The organism is Pseudomonas sp. PK-RTE-24 (genome assembly GCF_054052265.1).
Window position 1 is genome coordinate 1,954,065 of the sequence record NZ_CM133224.1, and the last position, 22,719, is coordinate 1,976,783.

The 22,719-nt window shown below is 59.2% G+C and carries 18 protein-coding genes and 2 pseudogenes; 10 read left to right on the forward strand and 10 right to left on the reverse strand.

Annotation, left to right across the window (positions count from 1 at the left end):
* Positions 1–83: 83 nt before the first annotated feature.
* From tkt to fba, 6 genes are all read left to right on the forward strand, one after another.
* On the forward strand, positions 84–2,081 hold the full coding sequence (gene tkt, locus ACV8MC_RS08665; protein ID WP_457265028.1) for a transketolase: 1,998 nt from the start codon (positions 84–86) through the stop codon (positions 2,079–2,081).
* 166 nt (positions 2,082–2,247) lie between these two features.
* Positions 2,248–3,300, forward strand: coding sequence for an erythrose-4-phosphate dehydrogenase (epd, locus tag ACV8MC_RS08670; protein WP_252884951.1), 1,053 nt, complete (start codon positions 2,248–2,250; stop codon positions 3,298–3,300).
* A 12-nt stretch (positions 3,301–3,312) separates the two neighbouring features.
* Positions 3,313–4,476 carry a phosphoglycerate kinase gene (locus tag ACV8MC_RS08675; RefSeq protein WP_016772785.1) on the forward strand — a complete coding sequence of 388 codons (1,164 nt, stop codon included), beginning with the start codon at positions 3,313–3,315 and terminating at the stop codon, positions 4,474–4,476.
* A gap of 34 nt (positions 4,477–4,510) precedes the next feature.
* Positions 4,511–4,732, forward strand: coding sequence for a hypothetical protein (locus ACV8MC_RS08680; RefSeq protein ID WP_016772786.1), 222 nt, complete (start codon positions 4,511–4,513; stop codon positions 4,730–4,732).
* 57 nt (positions 4,733–4,789) lie between these two features.
* Complete coding sequence (locus ACV8MC_RS08685; protein ID WP_064365344.1) at positions 4,790–5,122, forward strand: MliC family protein; 333 nt, start codon at positions 4,790–4,792, stop codon at positions 5,120–5,122.
* A 251-nt stretch (positions 5,123–5,373) separates the two neighbouring features.
* Positions 5,374–6,438 carry a class II fructose-bisphosphate aldolase gene (fba, locus tag ACV8MC_RS08690; protein WP_008081027.1) on the forward strand — a complete coding sequence of 355 codons (1,065 nt, stop codon included), beginning with the start codon at positions 5,374–5,376 and terminating at the stop codon, positions 6,436–6,438.
* 733 nt (positions 6,439–7,171) lie between these two features.
* Here fba and ACV8MC_RS08695 read toward each other — a convergent pair.
* The 5 genes and pseudogenes from ACV8MC_RS08695 to ACV8MC_RS08715 all read right to left on the reverse strand — a co-directional run.
* Positions 7,172–7,768, reverse strand: a pseudogene (locus ACV8MC_RS08695) (transposase); the annotation flags it as partial.
* A 124-nt stretch (positions 7,769–7,892) separates the two neighbouring features.
* Positions 7,893–9,092, reverse strand: coding sequence for a type II toxin-antitoxin system HipA family toxin (locus tag ACV8MC_RS08700; RefSeq protein WP_056786490.1), 1,200 nt, complete (start codon positions 9,090–9,092; stop codon positions 7,893–7,895).
* Complete coding sequence (locus ACV8MC_RS08705; RefSeq protein WP_056786493.1) at positions 9,089–9,340, reverse strand: helix-turn-helix domain-containing protein; 252 nt, start codon at positions 9,338–9,340, stop codon at positions 9,089–9,091. The genes ACV8MC_RS08700 and ACV8MC_RS08705 overlap by 4 nt, the downstream gene beginning before the upstream one ends.
* A 101-nt stretch (positions 9,341–9,441) precedes the next feature.
* Positions 9,442–9,767, reverse strand: a pseudogene (locus ACV8MC_RS08710) (DUF6124 family protein).
* 390 nt (positions 9,768–10,157) lie between these two features.
* On the reverse strand, positions 10,158–10,826 hold the full coding sequence (locus tag ACV8MC_RS08715) for a polysaccharide lyase family 7 protein (protein WP_016772792.1): 669 nt from the start codon (positions 10,824–10,826) through the stop codon (positions 10,158–10,160).
* Positions 10,827–11,138: 312 nt separating this feature from the next.
* Between ACV8MC_RS08715 and ACV8MC_RS08720 the strand changes: the two genes are divergently transcribed.
* The 3 genes from ACV8MC_RS08720 to ACV8MC_RS08730 all read left to right on the forward strand — a co-directional run bounded on the left by ACV8MC_RS08720 (position 11,139) and on the right by ACV8MC_RS08730 (position 14,195).
* Positions 11,139–13,262: a putative bifunctional diguanylate cyclase/phosphodiesterase gene (locus ACV8MC_RS08720; RefSeq protein WP_310218930.1), complete on the forward strand. Its 2,124-nt coding sequence runs from the start codon at positions 11,139–11,141 to the stop codon at positions 13,260–13,262.
* A 44-nt stretch (positions 13,263–13,306) separates the two neighbouring features.
* Positions 13,307–13,798 carry a YgjP-like metallopeptidase domain-containing protein gene (locus ACV8MC_RS08725; RefSeq protein WP_095181434.1) on the forward strand — a complete coding sequence of 164 codons (492 nt, stop codon included), beginning with the start codon at positions 13,307–13,309 and terminating at the stop codon, positions 13,796–13,798.
* A gap of 100 nt (positions 13,799–13,898) precedes the next feature.
* Entirely contained in the window at positions 13,899–14,195 is a 297-nt protein-coding gene (locus ACV8MC_RS08730; protein ID WP_016772794.1) for a winged helix-turn-helix domain-containing protein, read from the forward strand.
* A 123-nt stretch (positions 14,196–14,318) separates the two neighbouring features.
* Here the strand turns inward: ACV8MC_RS08730 and ACV8MC_RS08735 are convergent, their stop codons facing one another.
* Entirely contained in the window at positions 14,319–14,771 is a 453-nt protein-coding gene (locus ACV8MC_RS08735; protein ID WP_041476776.1) for a GNAT family N-acetyltransferase, read from the reverse strand.
* Between the two features lie 255 nt (positions 14,772–15,026).
* Between ACV8MC_RS08735 and ACV8MC_RS08740 the strand changes: the two genes are divergently transcribed.
* A complete protein-coding gene (locus tag ACV8MC_RS08740) occupies positions 15,027–15,764 on the forward strand; it encodes a substrate-binding periplasmic protein (protein ID WP_041476775.1) in 738 nt (245 codons plus the stop codon).
* 111 nt (positions 15,765–15,875) lie between these two features.
* On the opposite strand, the gene yccS is transcribed toward ACV8MC_RS08740, so the two are convergent.
* From yccS to mdtD, 4 genes are all read right to left on the reverse strand, one after another.
* Positions 15,876–18,068, reverse strand: a complete 2,193-nt coding sequence (gene yccS, locus ACV8MC_RS08745; RefSeq protein ID WP_095181360.1) for a YccS family putative transporter — start codon at positions 18,066–18,068, stop codon at positions 15,876–15,878.
* Between the two features lie 230 nt (positions 18,069–18,298).
* Entirely contained in the window at positions 18,299–19,477 is a 1,179-nt protein-coding gene (locus ACV8MC_RS08750; protein ID WP_457265034.1) for an NAD(P)/FAD-dependent oxidoreductase, read from the reverse strand.
* A 153-nt stretch (positions 19,478–19,630) separates the two neighbouring features.
* On the reverse strand, positions 19,631–21,016 hold the full coding sequence (gene dbpA, locus ACV8MC_RS08755) for an ATP-dependent RNA helicase DbpA (RefSeq protein WP_024014613.1): 1,386 nt from the start codon (positions 21,014–21,016) through the stop codon (positions 19,631–19,633).
* Positions 21,017–21,247: 231 nt separating this feature from the next.
* Entirely contained in the window at positions 21,248–22,675 is a 1,428-nt protein-coding gene (gene mdtD, locus ACV8MC_RS08760; protein WP_252868401.1) for a multidrug transporter subunit MdtD, read from the reverse strand.
* Between the last annotated feature and the right edge of the window lie 44 nt (positions 22,676–22,719).

Below are 22,719 nucleotides of genomic sequence, written 5' to 3' on the forward strand. Positions count from 1 at the left end.
CTGTCATTGCCCCGAGGCGCATGGGTGAGGGAAAATGCCCTCCTTTTTTCCGTTTCAGTCTATTCACACCCAGGAGATCAGCGATGCCTAGCCGTCGTGAGCGTGCCAACGCCATTCGTGCCCTCAGCATGGATGCCGTGCAAAAAGCCAACAGCGGCCATCCCGGTGCCCCTATGGGTATGGCAGATATTGCCGAAGTGCTGTGGCGCGACTACCTCAAGCACAACCCGAGCAACCCGTCGTTCGCCGACCGTGACCGCTTCGTGCTGTCCAACGGCCACGGCTCGATGTTGATCTACTCGCTGCTGCACCTGACCGGCTACGACCTGTCGATCGACGACCTCAAGCAGTTCCGTCAACTGCACAGCCGCACTCCAGGCCACCCGGAATTCGGTTACACCCCGGGCGTCGAAACCACCACCGGCCCGCTGGGTCAGGGTCTGGCCAACGCCGTCGGTTTCGCTCTGGCTGAAAAAGTCATGGGCGCGCAGTTCAACCGTCCCGGCCACAACATCGTTGATCACCACACCTACGTGTTCCTCGGTGATGGCTGCATGATGGAAGGCATTTCCCACGAGGTCGCCTCCCTGGCCGGCACGCTGGGCCTGGGCAAGCTGATTGCCTTCTACGATGACAACGGCATTTCCATCGACGGTGAAGTCGAAGGCTGGTTCACCGATGACACGCCGAAGCGTTTCGAAGCCTACAACTGGCAGGTGATCCGCAACGTCGACGGCCACGATCCGGAAGAGATCAAGACCGCCATCGAAACCGCACGCAAGAGCGCTCAACCGACGCTGATCTGCTGCAAGACCACCATCGGTTTCGGTTCGCCGAACAAGCAGGGCAAGGAAGATTGCCACGGCGCCCCACTGGGTGACGCGGAAATCGCCCTGACCCGTCAGGCGCTGAACTGGAACTACGGCCCGTTCGAAATTCCGGCCGAGATCTATGCCGAGTGGGACGCCAAAGAAGCTGGCCGCGCGGTCGAAGCCGAGTGGGATCAGCGTTTCGCCGCCTACTCCGCTGCATTCCCGACTGAAGCCAACGAGCTGATCCGTCGTCTGAGCGGCGAACTGCCGGCCGACTTCTCGGAAAAAGCCTCGGCTTACATCGCCGAAGTCGCCGCCAAGGGCGAAACCATCGCCAGCCGCAAAGCCAGCCAGAACACCCTCAACGCTTTCGGCCCGCTGCTGCCGGAAATGCTTGGCGGTTCGGCTGACCTCGCCGGTTCCAACCTGACCCTGTGGAAAGGCTGCAAAGGCGTCAGCGCTGAAGATGCCAGCGGCAACTACATGTACTACGGCGTGCGCGAGTTCGGCATGACCGCGATCATGAACGGCGTCGCCCTGCACGGCGGTCTGGTGCCTTACGGCGCGACCTTCCTGATGTTCATGGAATACGCACGCAACGCCGTACGTATGTCGGCTTTGATGAAGAAGCGCGTGATCCACGTGTACACCCACGACTCTATCGGTCTGGGCGAAGACGGCCCGACGCACCAGCCGATCGAGCAATTGACCAGCCTGCGCAGCACGCCGAACCTCGACACCTGGCGTCCAGCCGATGCCGTGGAATCGGCAGTGGCCTGGAAAAACGCGCTGGAGCGCAAGGACGGCCCGTCGGCGCTGATCTTCTCCCGGCAGAACCTGCAGCACCAGGAACGCGATGCTGGCCAGATTGCCAACATCAGCCGTGGCGGTTATGTGCTCAAGGATTGCGCAGGCGAGCCTGAGCTGATCCTGATCGCCACCGGTTCGGAAGTCGGTCTGGCCGTACAGTCCTTCGACAAACTGACCGAGCAGGGCCGCAAAGTTCGCGTGGTTTCGATGCCTTGCACCAGCGCGTTCGATGCTCAGGATGCGGAGTACAAGCAGTCGGTTCTGCCATTGCAGGTCAGCGCGCGTATCGCCATCGAAGCGGCCCACGCCGATTTCTGGTTCAAGTACGTGGGTCTGGAAGGTCGTGTGATCGGCATGACCACCTACGGTGAGTCGGCGCCGGCTTCGGCATTGTTCGAAGAGTTCGGCTTCACCCTGGAAAACATCCTCGGTCAGGCTGAAGAGCTGCTGGAAGACTAAGCAGTACGAATGCGGTGGCCCTGGCCGCCGCGTTCCCCTGTAGGAGCTGCCGAAGGCTGCGATCTTTTGATCTTGATCTTAAAAACAAGATCAAAAGATCGCAGCCTCGTTTCACTCGTCAGCTCCTACATGGGGTTGTGTTGTTAGCGAATCTATCGAGAACCCCATGCCTCAACCGCGTCCCTACAAAGTTGCACTCAACGGCTACGGCCGCATTGGTCGTTGCGTCTTGCGTGCGTTGTTTGAGCGAGGCGAGAAAGCCGGGTTTGAAATTGTCGCGATCAACGATCTGGCCGACATGGCCAGCATCGAATACCTGACACGCTTCGACTCCACCCACGGCCGCTTTCCCGGCGAAGTGCGGGTTGAAGGCGATTGTCTGCATATCAATGGCGACTGCGTGAAGGTCCTGCGCAGTGCCACCCCCGAAGGCATCGATTGGGCGTCGCTGGGCGTCGATCTGGTGCTTGAGTGCTCCGGCGCTTACCACACCCGTGCCGATGGCCAGCGTTTTCTCGACGCCGGCGCACCGCGCGTGCTGTTTTCGCAGCCGATGGCCAGCGAAGCGGATGTCGACGCCACCATCGTCTACGGCGTCAATCAGGACTGCCTGACCGGCGACGAACTGCTGGTGTCCAATGCCTCCTGCACGACAAATTGCGGCGTGCCGCTGCTGCGCCTGCTCGATCAGACGATCGGCCTCGATTACGTGTCGATCACCACGATTCACTCGGCGATGAACGATCAGCCAGTGATCGACGCCTATCACCACGAAGACCTGCGCCGCACGCGTTCGGCGTTCCAGTCGGTGATCCCGGTGTCCACTGGTCTGGCGCGTGGTATCGAGCGCCTGCTGCCGGAACTTGCCGGGCGAATTCAGGCCAAAGCCGTGCGCGTGCCGACAGTCAACGTGTCCTGCCTCGACATCACGATGCAGACCGCCACGGCGACTGACGCCAATGAGGTCAACCGGATCCTGCGCGAAGCCGCCACCAGCGGCCCGCTCAAAGGCCTTCTGGCCTATACCGAGTTGCCGCACGCCAGCTGTGATTTCAACCATGACCCACATTCGGCCATCGTCGATGCCAGCCAGACCCGAGTTTCCGGCCCCAAACTGGTGAACATCCTGGCCTGGTTCGACAACGAGTGGGGTTTTGCCAACCGAATGCTGGACGTTGCAGATCACTATCTGCAAACAGCAACTTCAAAAAAACCGTAGGAAGTGCGACCCATGACCGTGTTGAAGATGTCCGACCTCGATCTGCAAGGTAAGCGCGTATTGATCCGCGAAGACCTCAACGTCCCCGTCAAGGACGGTGTTGTCACTAGCGACGCGCGCATCCTGGCTTCGCTGCCGACCATCAAGCTGGCCCTGGAAAAAGGCGCGGCGGTGATGGTCTGCTCGCACCTGGGCCGTCCGACCGAAGGCGAGTTCTCCGCCGAAAACAGCCTGAAACCTGTCGCCGACTACCTGAGCAAAGCGCTGGGCCGTGAAGTGCCGCTGGTGGCTGACTACCTCGGTGGCGTGGAGGTCAAGGCTGGCGACATCGTGCTGTTCGAAAACGTACGCTTCAACAAGGGCGAGAAGAAGAACGCCGACGACCTGGCCCAGCAATACGCAGCCCTGTGCGATGTGTTCGTGATGGATGCTTTCGGTACTGCTCACCGCGCCGAGGGTTCGACCCATGGTGTAGCCAAGTTCGCCAAAGTCGCTGCCGCCGGCCCGTTGCTGGCCGCTGAGCTGGATGCACTGGGCAAAGCCCTCGGCGCGCCGGCCAAGCCAATGGCAGCCATCGTTGCCGGCTCCAAGGTGTCGACCAAACTCGACGTGCTGAACAGCCTGAGCCAGATCTGCGATCAACTGATCGTCGGCGGCGGCATCGCCAACACCTTCCTCGCGGCGGCTGGTCACCCGGTCGGCAAGTCGCTGTACGAACCGGACCTGCTCGACACCGCGCGTGAAATCGCTGCCAAAGTCAGCGTACCGTTGCCGGTTGACGTTGTGGTCGCCAAGGAATTTGCCGAAAGCGCTGAAGCGACTGTGAAGCTGATCGCTGACGTGGCGGCTGACGACATGATTCTCGACATCGGCCCGCAAACCGCCGCCAATTTCGCCGAGCTGCTGAAGTCGTCGAAAACCATTCTGTGGAACGGCCCGGTTGGCGTGTTCGAGTTCGATCAGTTCGGCAACGGCACCAAAGTGCTGGCCCAGGCCATCGCCGAGAGCTCGGCATTCTCCATCGCGGGCGGTGGCGACACCCTGGCGGCGATCGATAAATATGGCGTGGCTGAGCAGATCTCCTACATTTCCACCGGTGGTGGCGCGTTCCTCGAATTCGTCGAGGGCAAGGTGCTGCCTGCCGTTGAAGTCCTGGAAAGCCGGGCCAAGGCCTGAGGCCGCCCGTTTGGCCAGGCAAAGGAGTGTTCACATGGTCAAGTCGTTAGCGCTGTTGTTGCTGACCGGTACGCTGGCGGCCTGCGGGAGCACCCCGAAGGCCGACGCGACGCCAGCACCGAGCGAGCCGCAGAAGGGCTGTTATCAGGCCGACTGGCAGGCCGAAACCAACCCGGTGCTGAACAAGCGCTCGGGGCCGGACGGCCTGGACAAATACGAGACGCAAACCCCGGTCAAGGAACATGGTTGTCCTTGACGGGTCTGACTCTTTAACTCAGGGCTGGCGGCATGCGTCGTCAGTCGAGGAACACGGATGAAAGGCTTGATCGCCGTTGCGGCGTTGGCATTGTTGGGTGGTTGCGCGCAGTTGAACCTGTTTCAGTCGTCGGCCCCGGCAGACAACTGGACGACCTGGACCTGCGACAGTCAGGCCAAGGTGTTGTGGCGTTACGCCGATGCCGGCCAGAAGGAAGTCGACGTTCGCCTCGGCGGCGGTGATCAGGTCTATCGCCTGAAAGAAGAGCCGGGCGCCTCGGGCACGCTGTACAGCGACGGCATGCTGGCGTTTCACGTCAAGGGTGACGAAGGCCTGGTGTACTGGGTCGCCACCAATGACCTGATTGGCCGTGGTTGCAAGGCGCAGTAATTGACACACCACAGTTCTACTGTGGGAGCGAGCCTGCTCGCGAAAGCGGCCTGGCAGGCACTGCATCAGCGACTGCAAGATTGCTTTCGCGAGCAGGCTCGCTCCCACAGGGGATCTGTGTAGTTCTTGGAATTTGCTTTACCGAATCACCAGGTCGGGCCTCAACCCCCGATCTGCATTAACTTGAATAGCCGCCGCCGCTTCGGCAGGCTGGCACGATCAACGACCCTCAACCGGGAGAGACACACACAATGGCACTTATCAGCATGCGCCAGATGCTGGACCACGCAGCCGAGTTCGGCTACGGCGTTCCAGCCTTCAACGTCAACAACCTTGAGCAGATGCGCGCCATCATGGAAGCCGCTGACAAGACTGACTCCCCGGTGATCGTCCAGGCTTCGGCCGGCGCCCGCAAATACGCCGGCGCACCGTTCCTGCGTCACTTGATCCTGGCCGCGATCGAAGAATTTCCGCACATCCCGGTGTGCATGCACCAGGACCATGGCACCAGCCCTGACGTTTGCCAGCGCTCGATTCAACTGGGCTTCAGCTCGGTGATGATGGACGGCTCGCTGGGCGAAGACGGCAAGACCCCGACCGACTACGACTACAACGTCCGCGTTACCCAACAAACCGTAGCCATGGCCCACGCCTGCGGCGTCTCGGTTGAAGGCGAGCTGGGCTGCCTGGGTTCGCTGGAAACCGGCATGGCCGGTGAAGAAGATGGCATCGGCGCTGAAGGCGTTCTGGATCACAGCCAGATGCTGACCGACCCGGAAGAAGCCGCTGACTTCGTCAAGCGCACCCAGGTCGACGCCCTGGCCATCGCCATCGGCACCAGCCACGGCGCCTACAAGTTCACCAAGCCACCCACCGGCGACGTGCTGGCGATCGACCGCATCAAGGAAATCCACAAGCGCATCCCGAATACCCACCTGGTGATGCACGGTTCGTCTTCGGTTCCGCAAGAGTGGCTGGCGATCATCAACCAGTACGGCGGCGATATCAAAGAAACCTACGGCGTCCCGGTTGAAGAAATCGTCGAAGGCATCAAGCACGGCGTGCGCAAGGTCAACATCGATACCGACCTGCGCCTGGCCTCCACTGGCGCCATGCGTCGCCTGATGGCCACCAACCCGAGCGAATTCGACCCACGTAAATTCTTCGGCGCCACCGTGACCGCAATGCGCGATGTATGTATCGCACGTTATGAAGCGTTCGGTACTGCCGGTAATGCTTCGAAGATCAAACCGATCTCGCTGGAAGCGATGTACCAGCGTTATTTGAAGGGTGAGTTGAACGCCAAGGTTAATTAAATTTAAGTGTTTGAAAGAAGCCCGCAGTGATGCGGGCTTTATTTATATTAAGTAGCCAGAACGAAATTCAATCTTTTTTATATCCTAACCGTAGATGCTTACGGGATCGCTCCACTCTGTATTTGAGACCGGCGCATTTTTAGTTGCATAGCATCGAGCTTGAACCTGAATCCATTCACCTGTTTTGATTGTTAACTCGACTCTCCATTGCCCACCCGGCTCGACACGACCTGTTCCGAGGACTTGGCCTGTGTTGGAAACAGCAACGTCAACAAAATAATTAGGCTCGCCAGTTCCGTAAAGTGCGGGATGTGGACCAAGGGGGGGAGCATATTGAAGGGGAGCGATGGTTGCTTTCTGTGCCATGTTGGTTTCTTCCATGTAGATGAGATGGTGTTTGGCTGTAAGGGATACAGTTGGTGCTTGTATCGCTTGTTTTTGATGTTAAGGATTATTTAAATACGCGTAACCTGTAATAGTTGACAGTCTTTAATCTCAATTGGCTATAACAGTCGGATCATTTAGATATTACGATGTCTACTGTGGGAAGAGGCGTATTTATCAAATCCTTCGTTAGTTAAGCCACTAACTGAGCTTGGGTGTTGAACTGATTAAAAGGAAACCCGCCGAGACAGACTGTGTGAAAACGCACTGATGGTGGTTCCAGCAAACGCCCCGACTTGTTCGGGGCGTTTGCTTTTGTGCTCACAGCAGACGAAAAAAGGCGTTTCAGCCCCATCAGCGCCATCATCTGGCGCACGCTCAACACGTTAATTGCTCTTTTCAGGTTGTAGGCGTTCACCGCCAAGGCCATTTCAGCTCTCGCGCCTTCAAGCTGTCGCAGCAAGAAGCGAGCGTTACCAAATAACCACTGTTTAAGGTTGCCAAAGGGATGTTCGACGATGGATCGTCGGCTGACCATCATTTCGGGATGCGCCTGCATTCGCTGCTCCATTCGCTGGAAAGCCTGTTCGTGCATATGGCGCGAGATGTATCGGCGTTTGGCGTCGGTGCACTTCGCTTTAATCGTGCAGCTTGTGCAGTCGCTGACCTTCGCTTGGTAGATCCGGCCTTTGTTGCTGATCTGCTTAAAGATCAGCCATTTCCGCTGGAAATAGCCGTAGAGCTAGAGTTTGAGCTGATCCGCTGGATCGTAAGAGGGACGGCCGGTGCTTTTGGGAAGTGCTTTATCAAAGCCCAGTCGAGCCAGATCCAGCTTGGCGACGTGAAGATCGATAACGCCAACGAGGTGATCCTCGGGGATCAACTCTTCCAGCGAGACCGGAAACAGGCTGGTCTGGCTGCGGGACTGTCCCTGGATGTAGGCCATAACGAAAAATGCTCCGTATCTTTCGATACGGAGCATTTTCTTTGAGCGCTGCGCAGATTGCTAGGTTTTCACACAGTCTGGAGAGGCGGGTTTTTTGGGGGCGGAATTTCTCGCAATGACGAAGTTATCTAAACGTCAGAGAAAATGGCGCTGCCGCGCGCTCAATGGCGTTGACCACATGAGGCGCGTGTTCGCGATACTGAGGATAGCGTCCGAGCACCGTTTCAACCGAGGCAAGCAGGTTTTGAATTCGCTCTTTGGGTTGGTCGATTTCACAGGTGCGAGCAAACTCCAAGAGTCCTTGTCGTGAGGCGAACATTGACTTGTTGCCCGCCAGATCCAATGCCAGAACATCTTCTGGAATATAGGCCGTGGTGTTGACGATGTCGTAAGCCGGCGCCAGATGCGCATCGCGTTGCGTCGGTTCTGAGTAGAGCAATCCGAAATTTTTCAAATGAGCGTCGCCGTTTCCGACGATGCAGCTCAGGGCAACGCTAGCGAAGAGTTGATCAAGCGACGTACGCAAGTGTTTCGCCGGGCAAAACACTCGAACAGCCTTGGCGATTGCCGCATAACTCTTGCTGTACTTCTGGTTAGCCGACAGCCCCATCAGCACGGCCATGTCTTCAAACCCAATCGGGTTGAGCCTGTCGTCGCGATCAAATCGACGCATGACAAACAGCTTGGCGTTGTCGGAAAGGTAAAACGGTGGAACGGGAATCCCCGCCTCTTTCGCCATGGACATGCAAAGGAATTCGTTGATCGCAAGGCCCGGGAATTCGTCTCTTCCACTCTTGATGATCAGATCCGAGGTTTTGGATGTCACTCTCGGCAACTCTGGTTCTTGCCGCTCCGGCACCAGCAACTTGGGTTGAACACCTGAAATGCCTGCCCGCAGGAGGTAACGATCAAGCATCTCAGCGAAGATATCTTCCGTACCATCCCACGTGAGGATCTCTTCGAGTTTTTCTCCCGGAAATTCTTGCGCCTGCAACAATGCATCAACGGTTTCAGAGCGTACGTGAATCCTGCCAATGGGCGATGTACTGCCGGAAAGCGCCAGTAGCAGCATTGGGTTGACGTTCACAGTCTTGGCCAAGCGGTTGCGCAACTGCTCCAGTACGTAGCCTTCTGGCAGGTTCATTTGAAAAACAGGGTGCAACTCGCGCCGACGAAATTCGTCATGCCGTACAGGCATCAGGAGGCTGATCGCCATTTGTGGCGATGCATCTTCGTGATAACGAAAAGTGAAATCCTCGGCATCGCTGCAAAGCCTTCCGCTAGTACCTTCAGGGGTACTGACTTGAAGAGAGGCCATGTTCATTCGAATAAATCTCCAATCTCTTCAAGGGTTGGCATCGTTGCTGGAACCACTGAGAGTTCGCAGTCCAAAGCAGCCAAAACCCGCGCGTAAGCGATCATGCCGACAGAAAGGGTGCCTTTCTCCACTGCGATGACTTTGTATCGCGTCAGTCCCGCCAGATGGGCAAGCTGCGCCTGCGTCAAGCCACGATTTATACGTTTTTCACGTAATTGAATGCCGAGACGGGTAATTAAAAGAGAGTAATCCATGTTGCGCTACCGTCACATTTTGATGTCAATGTAGCGTATGCGGAACATTTAATCTATTTGGCTCAAGAAACCCGCGGTGAGGGAGGCTTTTTTGTGGACGACTATTCCTTCAGTTCAACGAGCATGACCACCTGCGCGATGCCTAGCGCAGTCCTGCGGTGTGAGGTGTCGAGCATGGCGGCGAAGTTGTTGAGCATTTCGCTGGCTGAACCCAGGGTTTCGCTGGCGTTTGCCAGCAGCGATTCAGTGTTGTACTTCGGGTTGGCGAGGTACATGGATCGGGTTTGTGCGTGCTGGCCATGATGAAGGCGGACGGTTTGAGGTAATGGTCGAGGGCGCGTTCGGCGGCGTCGTTGAGTTTTTTGGAATCAAGGGATTCGTAGGGGGATGCGGGACTGTTTCTGGGGTGCGGCGTTGATTTGATCATGGTTCGTCTCCGGTAAATGGAGCCGACACCGGATCGCTACTAAACGAAGAGGGTGGCAGCTGAACGCAGGTTAGTAGACCGGGGAGACGCGACCGGCGCACCCGAAGGCGCTCTGCGTACAGCTACCATCAAGCGCGGGTTATGCCCGACTGAATGGTGCCAGTGCGCATCGCGTAACCACGGGCTACTAAACCCGATCACTGGGAATCAGCTGTTGTAGGCATCCGGAAGTAACTGCTGACAGATATAAACAACGCTGTTTAAAGGTAGGAGCTGCCGAAGGCTGCGATCTTTTGATTTTGATCCCGGCGTCCCAAGAGGCGCCAACATCAAGATCAAAAGATCGCAGCCTTCGGCAGCTCCTACAAGGGATTGCGATGTCGAAATGGGTTACTTGTCGTGATCAATATCCAGTTTGGTAAACGTCACCTGCCCACCTTCACTGGTATAGCCGGTGTTGTCCTGCACATACACGCCGGCCTTGAAGTACAGCGGCTTGTCGCGCCAGGTCGCGCTGATCTGGGAGTCCCACTGATAGCCCGCCGCACTCACGCCCAGGGCACCGCCGGGGCTCAAGTGGATGAGATAGTTGAATTCGCGATCAAGCTTGACGCCGGTGGCGAGGGTGATGACGCGGCTTTCGGCGTCGTCCGGGCGCATGCGCACTTTGATCACCAGATTGCCGGTCTGGGTTTTTTCCTTGTACTGATATTCGAGCTTGACCATCGGCCGCTGGCTTTCGTACGCGTGGATCTGGCCAATGACGATCTTGCCCGAGCTCGGCACCTTGTTCACCGCGAGGGTGGCGCGCAGCAGGTTGTCGGCGTCCGGGTAGTACCAGTTGCGCAGGGTGCCGTTGCTGTAGGTTTCGCGCAGTTCGGTACGCGGGTAGATGGCGTTTTCGGTTTTCGAGCCAGTCACCGGGGACCAGAAGAACAGGGTGCCGGTGTCGGAATGGAAGTACTGATCCTTGAAGCCATCCACCAGTTTCGAGGTTTCGACGGTGTACGGCGGGCTGCCAACAGGAACGCTGAGGTTCCAGGTTGCGAGGTCGATCATGACGGTTCTTCCAATCAATTCATCCGGAACGCCGGTGCCAGAAGCTCTAGCCCGCGCGTTTTCGGGCGTCTTTATAAGCGTAGCGGCAATTTTTGTTAATGCCCGTCCGGCGATTACTTGACGTCAAAGTCCTGTCGAAATGCCATCCCGCCCGGTTTTCGGGGGCTGTAGCGGTGACCGTTAGTCGGCTGGGTTGAGCATTGTTTAAATGATGGCGGGATGACAGCTTCTGCTTTCACTGATCCGCGTCTAGAGTGAAGGCTCAGTACGTCTATGGTTTTGCCGGCAACCGGTCCCGATAAGAGAAGCAGCATGGAATGCGCGCAACCCCAGCCAGGTGAAGGCAGCTCGGTCCTTTTGATCGTCGATGATTACCCCGAAAATCTGATCAGCATGCGCGCGTTGCTGCAGCGTCAGGATTGGCACGTGATGACCGCCGCCTCCGGTTTCGAGGCGCTGAACCTTTTGCTCGAACACGACATCGACCTGGTCCTGCTCGATGTGCAGATGCCCGGCATGGACGGTTTCGAGGTCGCGCGGCTGATGCGCGGCAGCCAGCGCACGCGGCTGACGCCGATCATTTTCCTCACCGCCAACGAGCAATCTCAGGACGCCGTGATCAAAGGCTATGCCAGCGGCGCGGTGGATTACCTGTTCAAGCCGTTCGATCCGCAAATCCTCAAGCCCAAGGTCCAGGCGCTGCTCGAGCACCAGCGCAATCGCCGTGCCTTGCAACGCCTGAGTCATGACCTGGAAGTGGCGCGCGCCTTCAATGCCTCAGTGCTGGACAACGCCGCCGAAGGCATTCTGGTGTTGAGCGAGGACGGCGTGATCCGCTTCGCCAACCCGGCGATTTCGCGGTTGCTCAATGCGCCGGTGAAGGATCTGCAAGGCAAGGAGTTTCTCGATTTCCTGCAGAAGCCACACATTCCCCTGTGGGCCGATTCCGAGTTCTACGCCGGCTACCAGCGCGGTGAAACCCTGCGTCTGCACGATGCGTTGCTGCGCACGGCGCCCGGACAGCAAGTGCCGGTGGCATTGTCCTGTGCGCCGCTGTCCTCGGAGCAGCATGCGATGGTGGTGACGGTGCTGGACATGTCGGTGGTGCGTCACTTGCACCAGCAACTGGAATTCCAGGCGGTAACCGATCCGCTGACCGGGCTGCTCAACCGGCGCGGGTTCTACCAGACCGTCGAAAACCTGCTGTTGCGCGGCGAGCGCAGCGACAGCAGCTGGGTGCTGCTCTACCTCGATCTCGATGGCTTCAAGCGGGTCAATGATTCTCTCGGTCACGATGCCGGCGACCGCGTGTTGCGCTGGGTTTCCGAGCAATTGAAAGCGTGCCTGCGGCCGTTCGATATTCTCGCGCGCATGGGCGGCGATGAATTCACCGCGCTGCTGGATCTGGAATTCCCCGAGCAAGCGGCGAAGATTGCCGAAAAACTCATCGAACGGGTATCGGTGTGTCAGCAGATCGAAGGTCTGGATATCGTTCTTGGCGCCAGTATCGGCATCGCCACCTATCCTGACTGCGGGCGCAATCTGGACGGCTTGCTGCGCGCCTCGGACATCGCTATGTACGAGGCCAAGCGCGCCGGGCGTCAGCAATATCGTTTCTATGACCCTGAAATGAACGGCCGCGCACGCTCGCGTCTGATGCTGGAAGACAGCGTGCGTGAGGCCATCGAGAATCGCGATTTCAATCTGGTCTATCAACCGCAGGTGGCGATCGGCAGCGGACAGATCCGTGGGTTCGAGGCGTTGCTGCGCTGGCAGCATCCGAGCGTCGGCGATGTGCCGCCGGGGTTGTTTCTGCCATTGCTGGAAGAGGCGCGCTTGATCAGTCGCCTCGGCAGCTGGATCTATCACCGTGGCGCCGGTCAGCGTAAAGCCTGGGAAACCTTGTTCGCTGAAGATCTGGTGCTCGGCGTGAGCCTGAGCAATACCCAGTTCGGCCTGCCGAATCTGGTCACTGAATTGCGTCAAGTCATGGAACGCCATGCGCTGCAACCGCGGCAACTGGAAGTCGAAGTCACCGAAGAAGCGTTGATGCAAGACCCGGACGAAACCCGCAAGCAACTGCGGCTGCTGCGTCATCTCGGGGTGCGCGTGGCGCTGGATGATTTTGGTTCGGGGCCGTGCTCGCTGGCGCATCTGCGCGATCTGGAACTGGACACGCTGAAGCTCGACCGCCACTTGATCGCGCGCCTGCCGAACTCGCCACGTGATGCGGCGCTGGTGCGCATGGTCATCGACCTGTGCAAGCAATACGGTCTGCTGGTGATCGCCGAAGGAGTGGAAACCCTCGAGCAATATCAGTGGCTGCAAGCCCATGGCTGCGAATACGTGCAGGGCTTCCTCGTCGCGCGGCCGTTGATCGCCGAAGACGCGGTCAGCTTCGTCGAACCCTTTGACTGGAGCGCGCTGCCCGGTTGAATTCGCTACACTGGCGGACCTTTTTCGAACCGCGTCGCTTGTCCATGACTGTGTTGAAGTACCTCCAGGCCTACCCCGCGCAATTGCAGGATCAGGTGCGCCAACTGATTGCCGAAGGGCGTCTGGGTGAATACCTGAATCAGCGCTATTCAGGGCGACACGACGTGCAGAGCGACAAGGCCTTGTACAGCTACGCGCTGGATCTCAAGCAGCAGTACATGCGTAATGCGCCGGCGATCGACAAAGTGCTGTTCGACAACCGCCTCGACCTGACCCACCGCGCGCTCGGTCTGCACACCACGGTGTCACGGGTGCAGGGCGGCAAGCTCAAGGCCAACAAGGAAATCCGCATCGCCGCGCTGTTCAAGGACGCCGCGCCGGATTTTCTGAAGATGATCGTGGTGCACGAGCTGGCGCACTTCAAGGAGTCGGATCACAACAAGGCGTTCTATAAACTGTGCGAGCACATGCTGCCGGGGTATCACCAGATCGAGTTCGATCTGCGTGTGTACCTGACGTGGCGGGATATGCAGTAAAGATCAAAAGATCGCAGCCTTCGGCAGCTCCTGCAGTTGAAATGCGATCTTCTGTAGGAGCTGCCGAAGGCTGCGATCTTTTAACGGTGGGAGTGTTTAGATGGACGTAAGCAAGACCAAAAGCAGTTTCTATCGCCGTTTGTACGTGGCTTATCTGATCGATAGCGGCCTGGCGCCGAGTGTGCCGACGCTGACCGAAGTCACTGGCATGCCGCGACGCACGGCGCAGGACACGATTGCCGCGCTGGCCGATCTGGACATCATCTGCGAGTTCGAACAGGAAGAGGGCGCACGCAATCATGCCGGGCGCTATCGGATTCGTGAATGGGGAGCGATTGATCGGGGGTGGATCGAGCGCAATTTGCGGCAGATAAAAGCGGTGCTTGAATACCCCTGAATCCAGCCGCGCCTGAACTGACGCAATCGCTGGCAAGCCAGCTCCCACAGGGATCTCCAGCGAACACGGTTTTCGTGAACGAGCGATGAACCTGTGGGAGCTGGCTTGCCAGCGATGAGGCCCTCAAGAACGACGCATGCCGATATGTGGAATGTCATCCTCAAGATATTCCTCACCCACCACGACAAACCCGTACTTGCCGTAATACCCCTGCAGATGCGCCTGCGCTGACAAATAGATCGGCACCTGCGGCCAGTGCTTTTCGGCCTGCTTCAGCGCCTGTTCCATCATCGCGTGGCCCAGCCCTTTGCCACGGCCGGCGGGCGCGGTCACCACGCGGCCAATCACCACGTCGCCGCCTTGGGATTCCGGATCCAGCAGGCGCAGATAAGCCATCAACTGATCATCCTCCCAGCCCATCAGGTGATGGGTATCGCCCTCCAGATCCTGGCCGTCGAGGTCCGGATAAGCACATTTCTGTTCGACCACGAATACATCAGAGCGCAGCTTCAACGAGGCGTACAACTGCTCTTTGCCCAAATCGCGATGATGTTTGCAGATCCACTCGATTGTCATTTTTCGATTCCTTGACCATGTCGCCCGATACTAAGCGCAGCTGCGCCATATGTCTGTATGGCGCAACAGTCTGTGATAAAGGTCAAAATGCCACCATTCCTTTCTCGCGGCCGCCGAGACTTTGTGTAATCTGCTCAAGAGCACTGCGCACTGGTTCCCATGAGCTAATGTTCAATGCTTGGGTTTTGCCGGTAAGGGGCCTTTGGTTTTGACGTGAAACCACGTCGGGCGGTTGCCCGCTGAGGATGTTCAAGCATGCTGCGATTGCTTCAAGCCGTTGCTTTGATCGGACTGCTGGTGCTGGGCCAGGATGCTGCGGCGCAGAAGCTGCGGCTGGCGTTCGATAATTGGCCGCCGTTTACCGACGATGCGCTGGTCAACGGTGGACTGGCCACCGACATTGTCAGCACCGCACTGGCTCGCGCCGGTTATGCCAGCGGTTACGAACAAGTGCCGTGGGCGCGAGCATTGCTGGGGATTGGCGAGGGGCGTTACGACGTACTGGTCAACGCCTGGTACAACGACGAACGCACACAGATCGGTCAGTTTTCCGGTGAGTACCTGATCAACCGCATCCGCTTCCTCAAGCGCAAAGACGCACCCATCGACTACAGCAACCTCGAGCAACTGCACACTTACCCGATTGCCGTGGTGCGCGGGTACGCCTATTCCGCCCCTTTCGATGCCGATACGGCGATGCAGAAAGTCCCTGTGCACAACTTCGCCATGGGCGTGCGCATGCTCGCGGCGGACCGGGTCAAGCTGACCCTGGAGGATGAGTACGTGGCCAAGTATTACCTGGCACGGGAATCGGCCAAGGTACGCAATTCGGTGGAGTTTTTACCCAAGCCGTTGAGTGAGAACAGCCTGCATATTCTGGTCAGTCTGAAGAACCCGCAGCATGAGCAGATCGTCGCCGGGTTTGATCGAGCGATCGAGGCGATGAAGGCTGACGGGACTTATGAGAAGTTATTGCGGCGGCATGGAATGTGAAGGGTGATCCGGCAATTTCTTTGTGGCTGATGACCTCTTCGCGAGCAGGCTCGCTCCCACAATTTGAAATGCATACCCTGTGGGAGCGAGCCTGCTCGCGAACGCGTCGTCTCAGGCGCCGCTGATTTCGGCAGTGTCCTTGATCAAATGCGCCGCCAACGTCCGAAGCGGCCCCAACTGCCGGCAAATCAGCGCCAGCTGCGTCTGCACCAACCGTTGCCCTTCATCGATTTCATCCGGCATCTGCTCCAGCTCATTGGCCAGCGCTTCCTCGTCATCACTCTGAATCGCAATCGGCTGCTTGCTCGCCAAACCATGGGCGATTTCGTCGATGCTGGTCGCCAGTTTCACCCCGGCGCCTTCGATCAGATGCTCCCGCACCTCCGCTGGCAACTGTGTTTCACGGTGCGCGCCGAGCCCTGACAAATAGCTGAGCAACGTGTGCGACAGCACCAGGAAACGGAAGCCAACATCCGCCTCCTTACGGAAATGCCCCGGCTCCATGAGCATGTTCGCCAGTGTCGTCGACAGCGCCGCGTCAGCGTTATGGGCGTTGCGTCGGGCCAGGCGATAAGCGAGGTCGTCGCTCTTGCCGGCGGCGTATTGCTGCATGATCTGGCGCAGGTAGATGCTGTTGCAGGTCAGGGTGTTGGCCAGCACTTTGTTCAGGCGCCGACCCTGCCAGTCCGGCAGGAACAGGAACACCGCCAGACCTGCGATCAGGCTGCCCAGCAGGGTATCGAACAGCCGTGGCAGGAACAGCCCGTAGCCATCGCCGACCTGATTGAAGCAGAACAGCACCATGATCGTGATCGCCGCCGTTGCCAGGGTGTAGCGGGTGGTGCGGTTGGTAAAGAACACCACACCGGCAGCGATGGCGAAGCACGATTGCACCACCGGGTTGGGGAACAGATCGAACAGCGCCCAGGCCACCGTCAGGCCAATGGCCGTGCCGATGATCCGCTGGCCGAGTTTGCGCCGGGTGGCGCCGTAGTTCGGCTGGCAGACGAACAGCGTGGTGAGGATGATCCAGTAGCCTTGCGACGGGTGAATCAGGTGCACCATGCCGTAGCCGATGCTCAGTGCCAGCGGCAAGCGCAGGGCATGGCGGAACAGCAGCGAGGTCGGCGTCAGTTGCGTACGCAGGCGAATCCATACGTCCTTGAGATTGCGCGGTGAACGGTCGAGCAGGCTGCTGTCGGTGGCGTCCGCCAGAGCATCGGGGTTGCTGGCATCGCTAAGCAGGCGGTCGAGGGTGCCGAGGTTGGCCGCCAAGGCGCGCAGCGAGCGCAGCAGGCCGCGCCATGCCGGATTGCTCTGGATGCGTAAATGTTCGAGGGAGGCATGCAGGTCGTTCAGGGCTTCGGCGAAACTGGCGTCGTAGATGAACGGCTGGCGCATCTGGATCGATTCGGCCAAGGCCCGGCAGGCCTTGCCCTGCTGGCGCAGCAGGCGCTGGCAGCGAAACAGCACGTCGCTGTGGAAGAACGCTTCGGCCAGCGCGTTGTAAGGATAGTGCGAAGAGCTGGCGCGTTCGTGAATGTCCTGCGCGAGGAAATACAGCTTCAGATAACGGCTGACTTTCGAGCCGGGTCGACCGTTGCCGACCCGATGCAGGATGATTTCCTTGGCCGTGTTCAGGGCGGCGACCACCCGGCCATTCTGCTGCGCCAGTTCGAGCCGCCGGGCTTCGACATCCATCTGCCGGATCGGCTCGAACAGCGAAGATTTCAGCTTCAGATAAAGGCCCAGCTCGCGGAACAGCCGCGCCAGGCTCTGCTGCACCGGTTGATTGGAAAACAGCGCCTGCCACAGCACCGAGAGCAGGCCGTACCACGCCGCACCAGCGACCAGCAGCATCGGTTCGTGCCAGAAATCAGTGACCGCGCCGCCGCGCTGATCAACGCCGATCATTGTGTACACCGACAGAATCAGCGTCGCCGAGGCGATCGCACCGTAGCGCTCGCCCAGCGCACCGAGCATGGTCAGGCCGAAACTGGCCAGTGCCAGGGCCACGGCGAAAATGATCGGGTAGGGAAACAGCAATTCCACCGACAGCGCGGCGATGCTGAAACACACCAGTGTCACCGCGAGGGCGTTGAGACGACCCTGCCAACTGTCGTCGGTCTCGGCCAGGGCGCTGGCGATGATGCCGAGGAACAACGGGATCAGCAGGCCCATTTCATCCTGATACCAGCACAGCGCCATGCTGCCGGTCAGGGCGATGAATACCCGCACGCTGTAGCTGAATTTATCCAGCGCCCACAGGCGCCGCAAAGACTGACGAAACGAGGTCGAGGACATGAAGTGCGAAGGCCTTCCGAGGCGATGCCGCTAAATTGAGCCAGTAATGACGCCGACGCAATGGCGCCGAGCACATCTGAGAGCAAAAAGTGTTCCTTTTACTTACACCACAAACCATTGTGGGAGCGAGCCTGCTCGCGAAAGCGGAGTGTCATTCAACATTGATGTCGACTGGTACACCGCATTCGCGAGCAGGCTCGCTCCCACAGGGTTTTGTATTTGGCCTTGAGTTAAGCGTACTGCGCGGCGGCGTAACCGGAGGCCCAGGCCCACTGGAAATTGAAACCGCCCAAGTGCCCGGTGACGTCGAGCACTTCACCAATGAAGTACAGGCCGGGGCTTTTCAGCGACTCCATGGTCTTGGACGACACCTCGCGGGTATCGACGCCACCCAGAGTCACCTCAGCCGTGCGATAGCCTTCAGTCCCCGCCGGCACGACTTTCCAGCTGCCAAGCTTCTCGGCAATCTCCGCCAGTTCGGCGTGGGTGTACTGCTTCATCGGTTTGGAGACAAACCAGTTGTCCGCCAGCAGATTGGCCATCTTCTTGGTGAAGATCTCGCCAAGCAAAGTCTTCAGCTCGCTGTTCGGACGCTCGGCGACTTGCTGTTGCAACCAGCTCGCGGCGTCGTGATCCGGCAGCAGGTTGATCTCCACCGTGTCGCCGGGCTCCCAGAACGAACTGATCTGCAAGATCGCCGGGCCACTGAGGCCACGATGGGTGAACAGGATGTTCTCGCGAAAGCTCTGGTCATTGCAGCTGACCAGACAATCCACCGAAGTGCCGGACAGCTCTGTGCACAAATCCTTGAGCTGGTCGGTGATGGTGAACGGCACCAGCCCAGCGCGGGTCGGCAGCAGTTCATGGCCGAACTGTTTGGCGACCTGGTAACCGAAACCGGTAGCGCCCAGGGTCGGAATCGACAAGCCGCCGGTGGCGATCACCAACGATTGGCACTGGACCTGACCGAGGGTGGTGTCGAGCAGGTAGCCGCTGTCGGTTTTTTCGATGGTCTGGATTGAGGTGTCCAGGTGCAGCTCGACGCCGGCCTGATCGCATTCATCAAGGAGCAGGCCGAGGATGTCGCTGGATTTGTTATCGCAGAACAGCTGGCCAAGTTTCTTCTCGTGGTACGGCACGCCGTGTTTGCCGACCAGGCCGATGAAATCCCACTGGGTGTAACGCGCCAGCGCCGATTTGCAGAAATGCGGATTTTGCGAGAGGAAATTGCTCGGTTCGGTGTACATGTTGGTGAAATTGCAGCGACCGCCGCCGGACATGAGGATTTTCTTGCCGGCCTTGTTCGCGTGGTCGAGCAGCAACACCTGACGCCCGCGCCCGGCGGCGGTCAGGGCGCACATCAAGCCGGCGGCGCCAGCGCCAATGATCACGACTTCGGTAGAGCGCAAAACGGTGTCCTCTTGGTGGGTCGCTACAAAATAAACTGTGGGAGCGAGCCTGCTCGCGAAAGCGCTGTGTCATTCAACAATGATGTCGACTGACAGATTGCATTCGCGAGCAGGCTCGCTCCCACAGGGGATCTCCTATGGATGGAAGATCGCTTACAGAATACGTACGCGCAACGAGCGGCCCTTGATCTTGCCGTCGTTCAGGCGCTGCAAGGCCTGCATGGCCACGGTGCGCTCGACAGCGACGTAGGCCTGGAAATCGAAGATGGCGATCTTGCCGACCTGCGCACCGGGAATGCCCGCTTCGCCGGTCAGTGCGCCAAGAATGTCGCCCGGGCGCACTTTGTCTTTGCGGCCAGCGCCGATGCACAGGGTGGTCATCGGCGGTTGCAGCGGCGCCAGGCCCTGGGACTTGAGGTTGTCGATCTGATCCCAGTTCAGCGGCGCTTTCTGCAGTTGTTCGATGGCTTGCGCACGATGCGCTTCGGACGGCGCGACCAGGCTGATGGCGATGCCTTTCTCGCCCGCGCGACCGGTACGGCCGACGCGGTGGATGTGGATTTCCGAATCGCGCGCCAGCTCGACGTTGATCACCATGTCCAGCGCATCGATATCCAGACCACGGGCTGCGACGTCGGTGGCGACCAGCACCGAGGTGCTGCGGTTGGCGAACATCGCCAGTACTTGATCGCGGTCACGCTGTTCCAGATCGCCGTGCAGGCCAACAGCGGAAATGCCTTTGGCGGTCAGGTGATCGACGGTTTCCTGCACTTGCTGCTTGGTGAAGCAGAACGCCACGCAGGACGCCGGACGGAAGTGGTGCAGGACTTTGGTCACCGCGCTCATGCGCTCTTCCGGGGAAATCTCGTAGAAGCGCTGCTCGATCTGCGTGTCGTCGTGGAAGGCTTCAGCCTTGACGGTCTGCGGATCGCGCATGAATTTCGAAGCCAGTTGCTTGATGCCCACCGGGTAGGTCGCGGAGAACAGCAGAGTCTGGCGGCGCTCCGGGGTCTTGATGATGATGTCTTCAATGGCGTCGTAGAAGCCCATGTCGAGCATGCGGTCGGCTTCGTCGAGGATCAGCGTGTTCAGGCCATCGAGCACCAGCGAACCCTTGCGCAAATGCTGCTGAATGCGCCCCGGGGTGCCGACGATGATGTGCGCGCCGTGCTCCAGCGAAGCGATCTGCGGGCCGAACGACACGCCACCGCACAGGGTCAGGACCTTGATGTTGTCTTCGGCGCGGGCCAGACGGCGGACTTCCTTGGCCACCTGGTCGGCCAGCTCGCGGGTCGGGCAGATCACCAGCGCCTGGCACCCGAAGTAGCGCGGGTTGATCGGGTTGAGCAAGCCGATGCCGAACGCGGCGGTCTTGCCGCTGCCGGTCTTGGCCTGGGCGATCAGGTCCATCCCCTTGAGGATCACCGGCAAGCTCTGCGCCTGGATCGGCGTCATCTGGGCATAACCGAGTGATTCGAGGTTAGCCAGCATGGCGGCGGACAGCGGCAGAGTATTAAAAGCGGTGGCGATGGTGGTCACGGGACTGGCCTGCAAAACAAAATGTCGCGCAGTGTAGCAGCCCCATGCCGGTTTCCTCGACAGTTCTGGACGAACAGCCCCAGAGTTTCTCTGACTGGAGATCAGTCTGTGTGAGGGACCACACTCCCCTGTAGGAGCTGCCGAAGGCTGCGATCTTTTGATTTTGCTTTAAAAAACAAGATCAAAAGATCGCAGCCTTCGGCAGCTCCTACAGGGAGTCCTTCAGCAGAATCAGTGTTCGATGTGTTCTTGTGGACGTTTCGCCCGGCGCCCGTCTTCCTTCGACAGTTGCGAGAAGATCGTCGCCGCCAGCATCGCCATCACGCCGACCGTGACGAAGGTCAGCTGGAACGCACCGAGTACGGTTTCCACGCCATCGTTGCCGACCTTCGCAGTGAAGCCGCCGAGCAGCGCGCCGGCGCAGGCCACGCCGAGGCTCAGCGACAATTGCGCGACCACCGACAGCAGACTGTTGCCGCTGCTGGCGCTGGCATCGTCGAGGTCGATCAGCGTCACCGTATTCATCGCGGTGAATTGCAGCGAGTTGATTGCCCCCAGCACCGCCAGCAGGCATAGCAGCAGCCAGTACGGCGTGTGTTCGCTGACCAGACCCATGCTCGCCAGCATGATCCCCAACGCCAGGGTGTTGCCGGTGAGCACGATGCGATAGCCGAGGCGTTCGATCAGCGGCCGCGCGACCCACTTGGCGACCATCGCCGCAGCGGCCAGCGGCAACATGCTCATCCCGGCTTGCGAGGGCGAATAACCCAGCGCCACTTGCAGCAACAACGGCACCAGAAATGGCAAAGCGCCGCTGCCCAGTCGCGCGAACAGGTTGCCGAGGATGCCGACGGCGAAGGTGCGGGTCTTGAATAATGACGGCGCGAACAACGGGTTTTCGATGTGCCCGGCGCGCAGCCAGTACGCCGCCAGACAGGCCATGCCGGCGAACAGCAGCAGCATCACCCGCAGGTGCGGCAGGTGCAGTTCGCCAAGACCTTCCATGGCGATGGTGATGAGGATCATCGCTGCGCCGAACAGCAAAAAGCCGAGGCTATCGAAGCGGGTGCGCTCCGTGCCGCGCAGGTCGGGGATGAATTTCCACACCGCGTAGCAACCGATCACCCCGACCGGCAGATTGATCAGGAAGATCCAGTGCCACGTCACGTATTCCACCATCCAGCCGCCCATGGTCGGGCCGATCAGCGGGCCGAGCAGGCCGGGAATGGTGATGAAACCCATGATCCGCACCAGTTCCGAGCGCGGGTACGCACGCAGCACCACCAGCCGCCCGACCGGCAACATCAGCGCACCGCCGAGGCCCTGAATCACCCGTGCACCGATGAGCATGCTCAGGCTGCTGGACAAAGCGCAGAGCAACGAGCCGAAGCTGAACAGCAGAATCGCGCCGAAGAAGATTTTCTTGGTGCCGAAGCGGTCGGCGATCCAGCCGGAGGCCGGGATCAGCAGGGCCACGGTGAGCATGTAGGCGATGATCACGCCCTGCATGCGCAACGGGTCTTCGGCCAGATCGCTGGCCATGGCCGGCAGCGCGGTATTGAGGATGGTCCCGTCGAGGGACTGCATGAAGAACGCAATGGCGACGACCCACGGCAACCAGCGGGCGGTGATGGCGTCGAGAGGCGGGCGGTTGGGCATGGAACCTCTTGTGTCAGTGCATATTCAGAGTCGAGCGCGGTCAG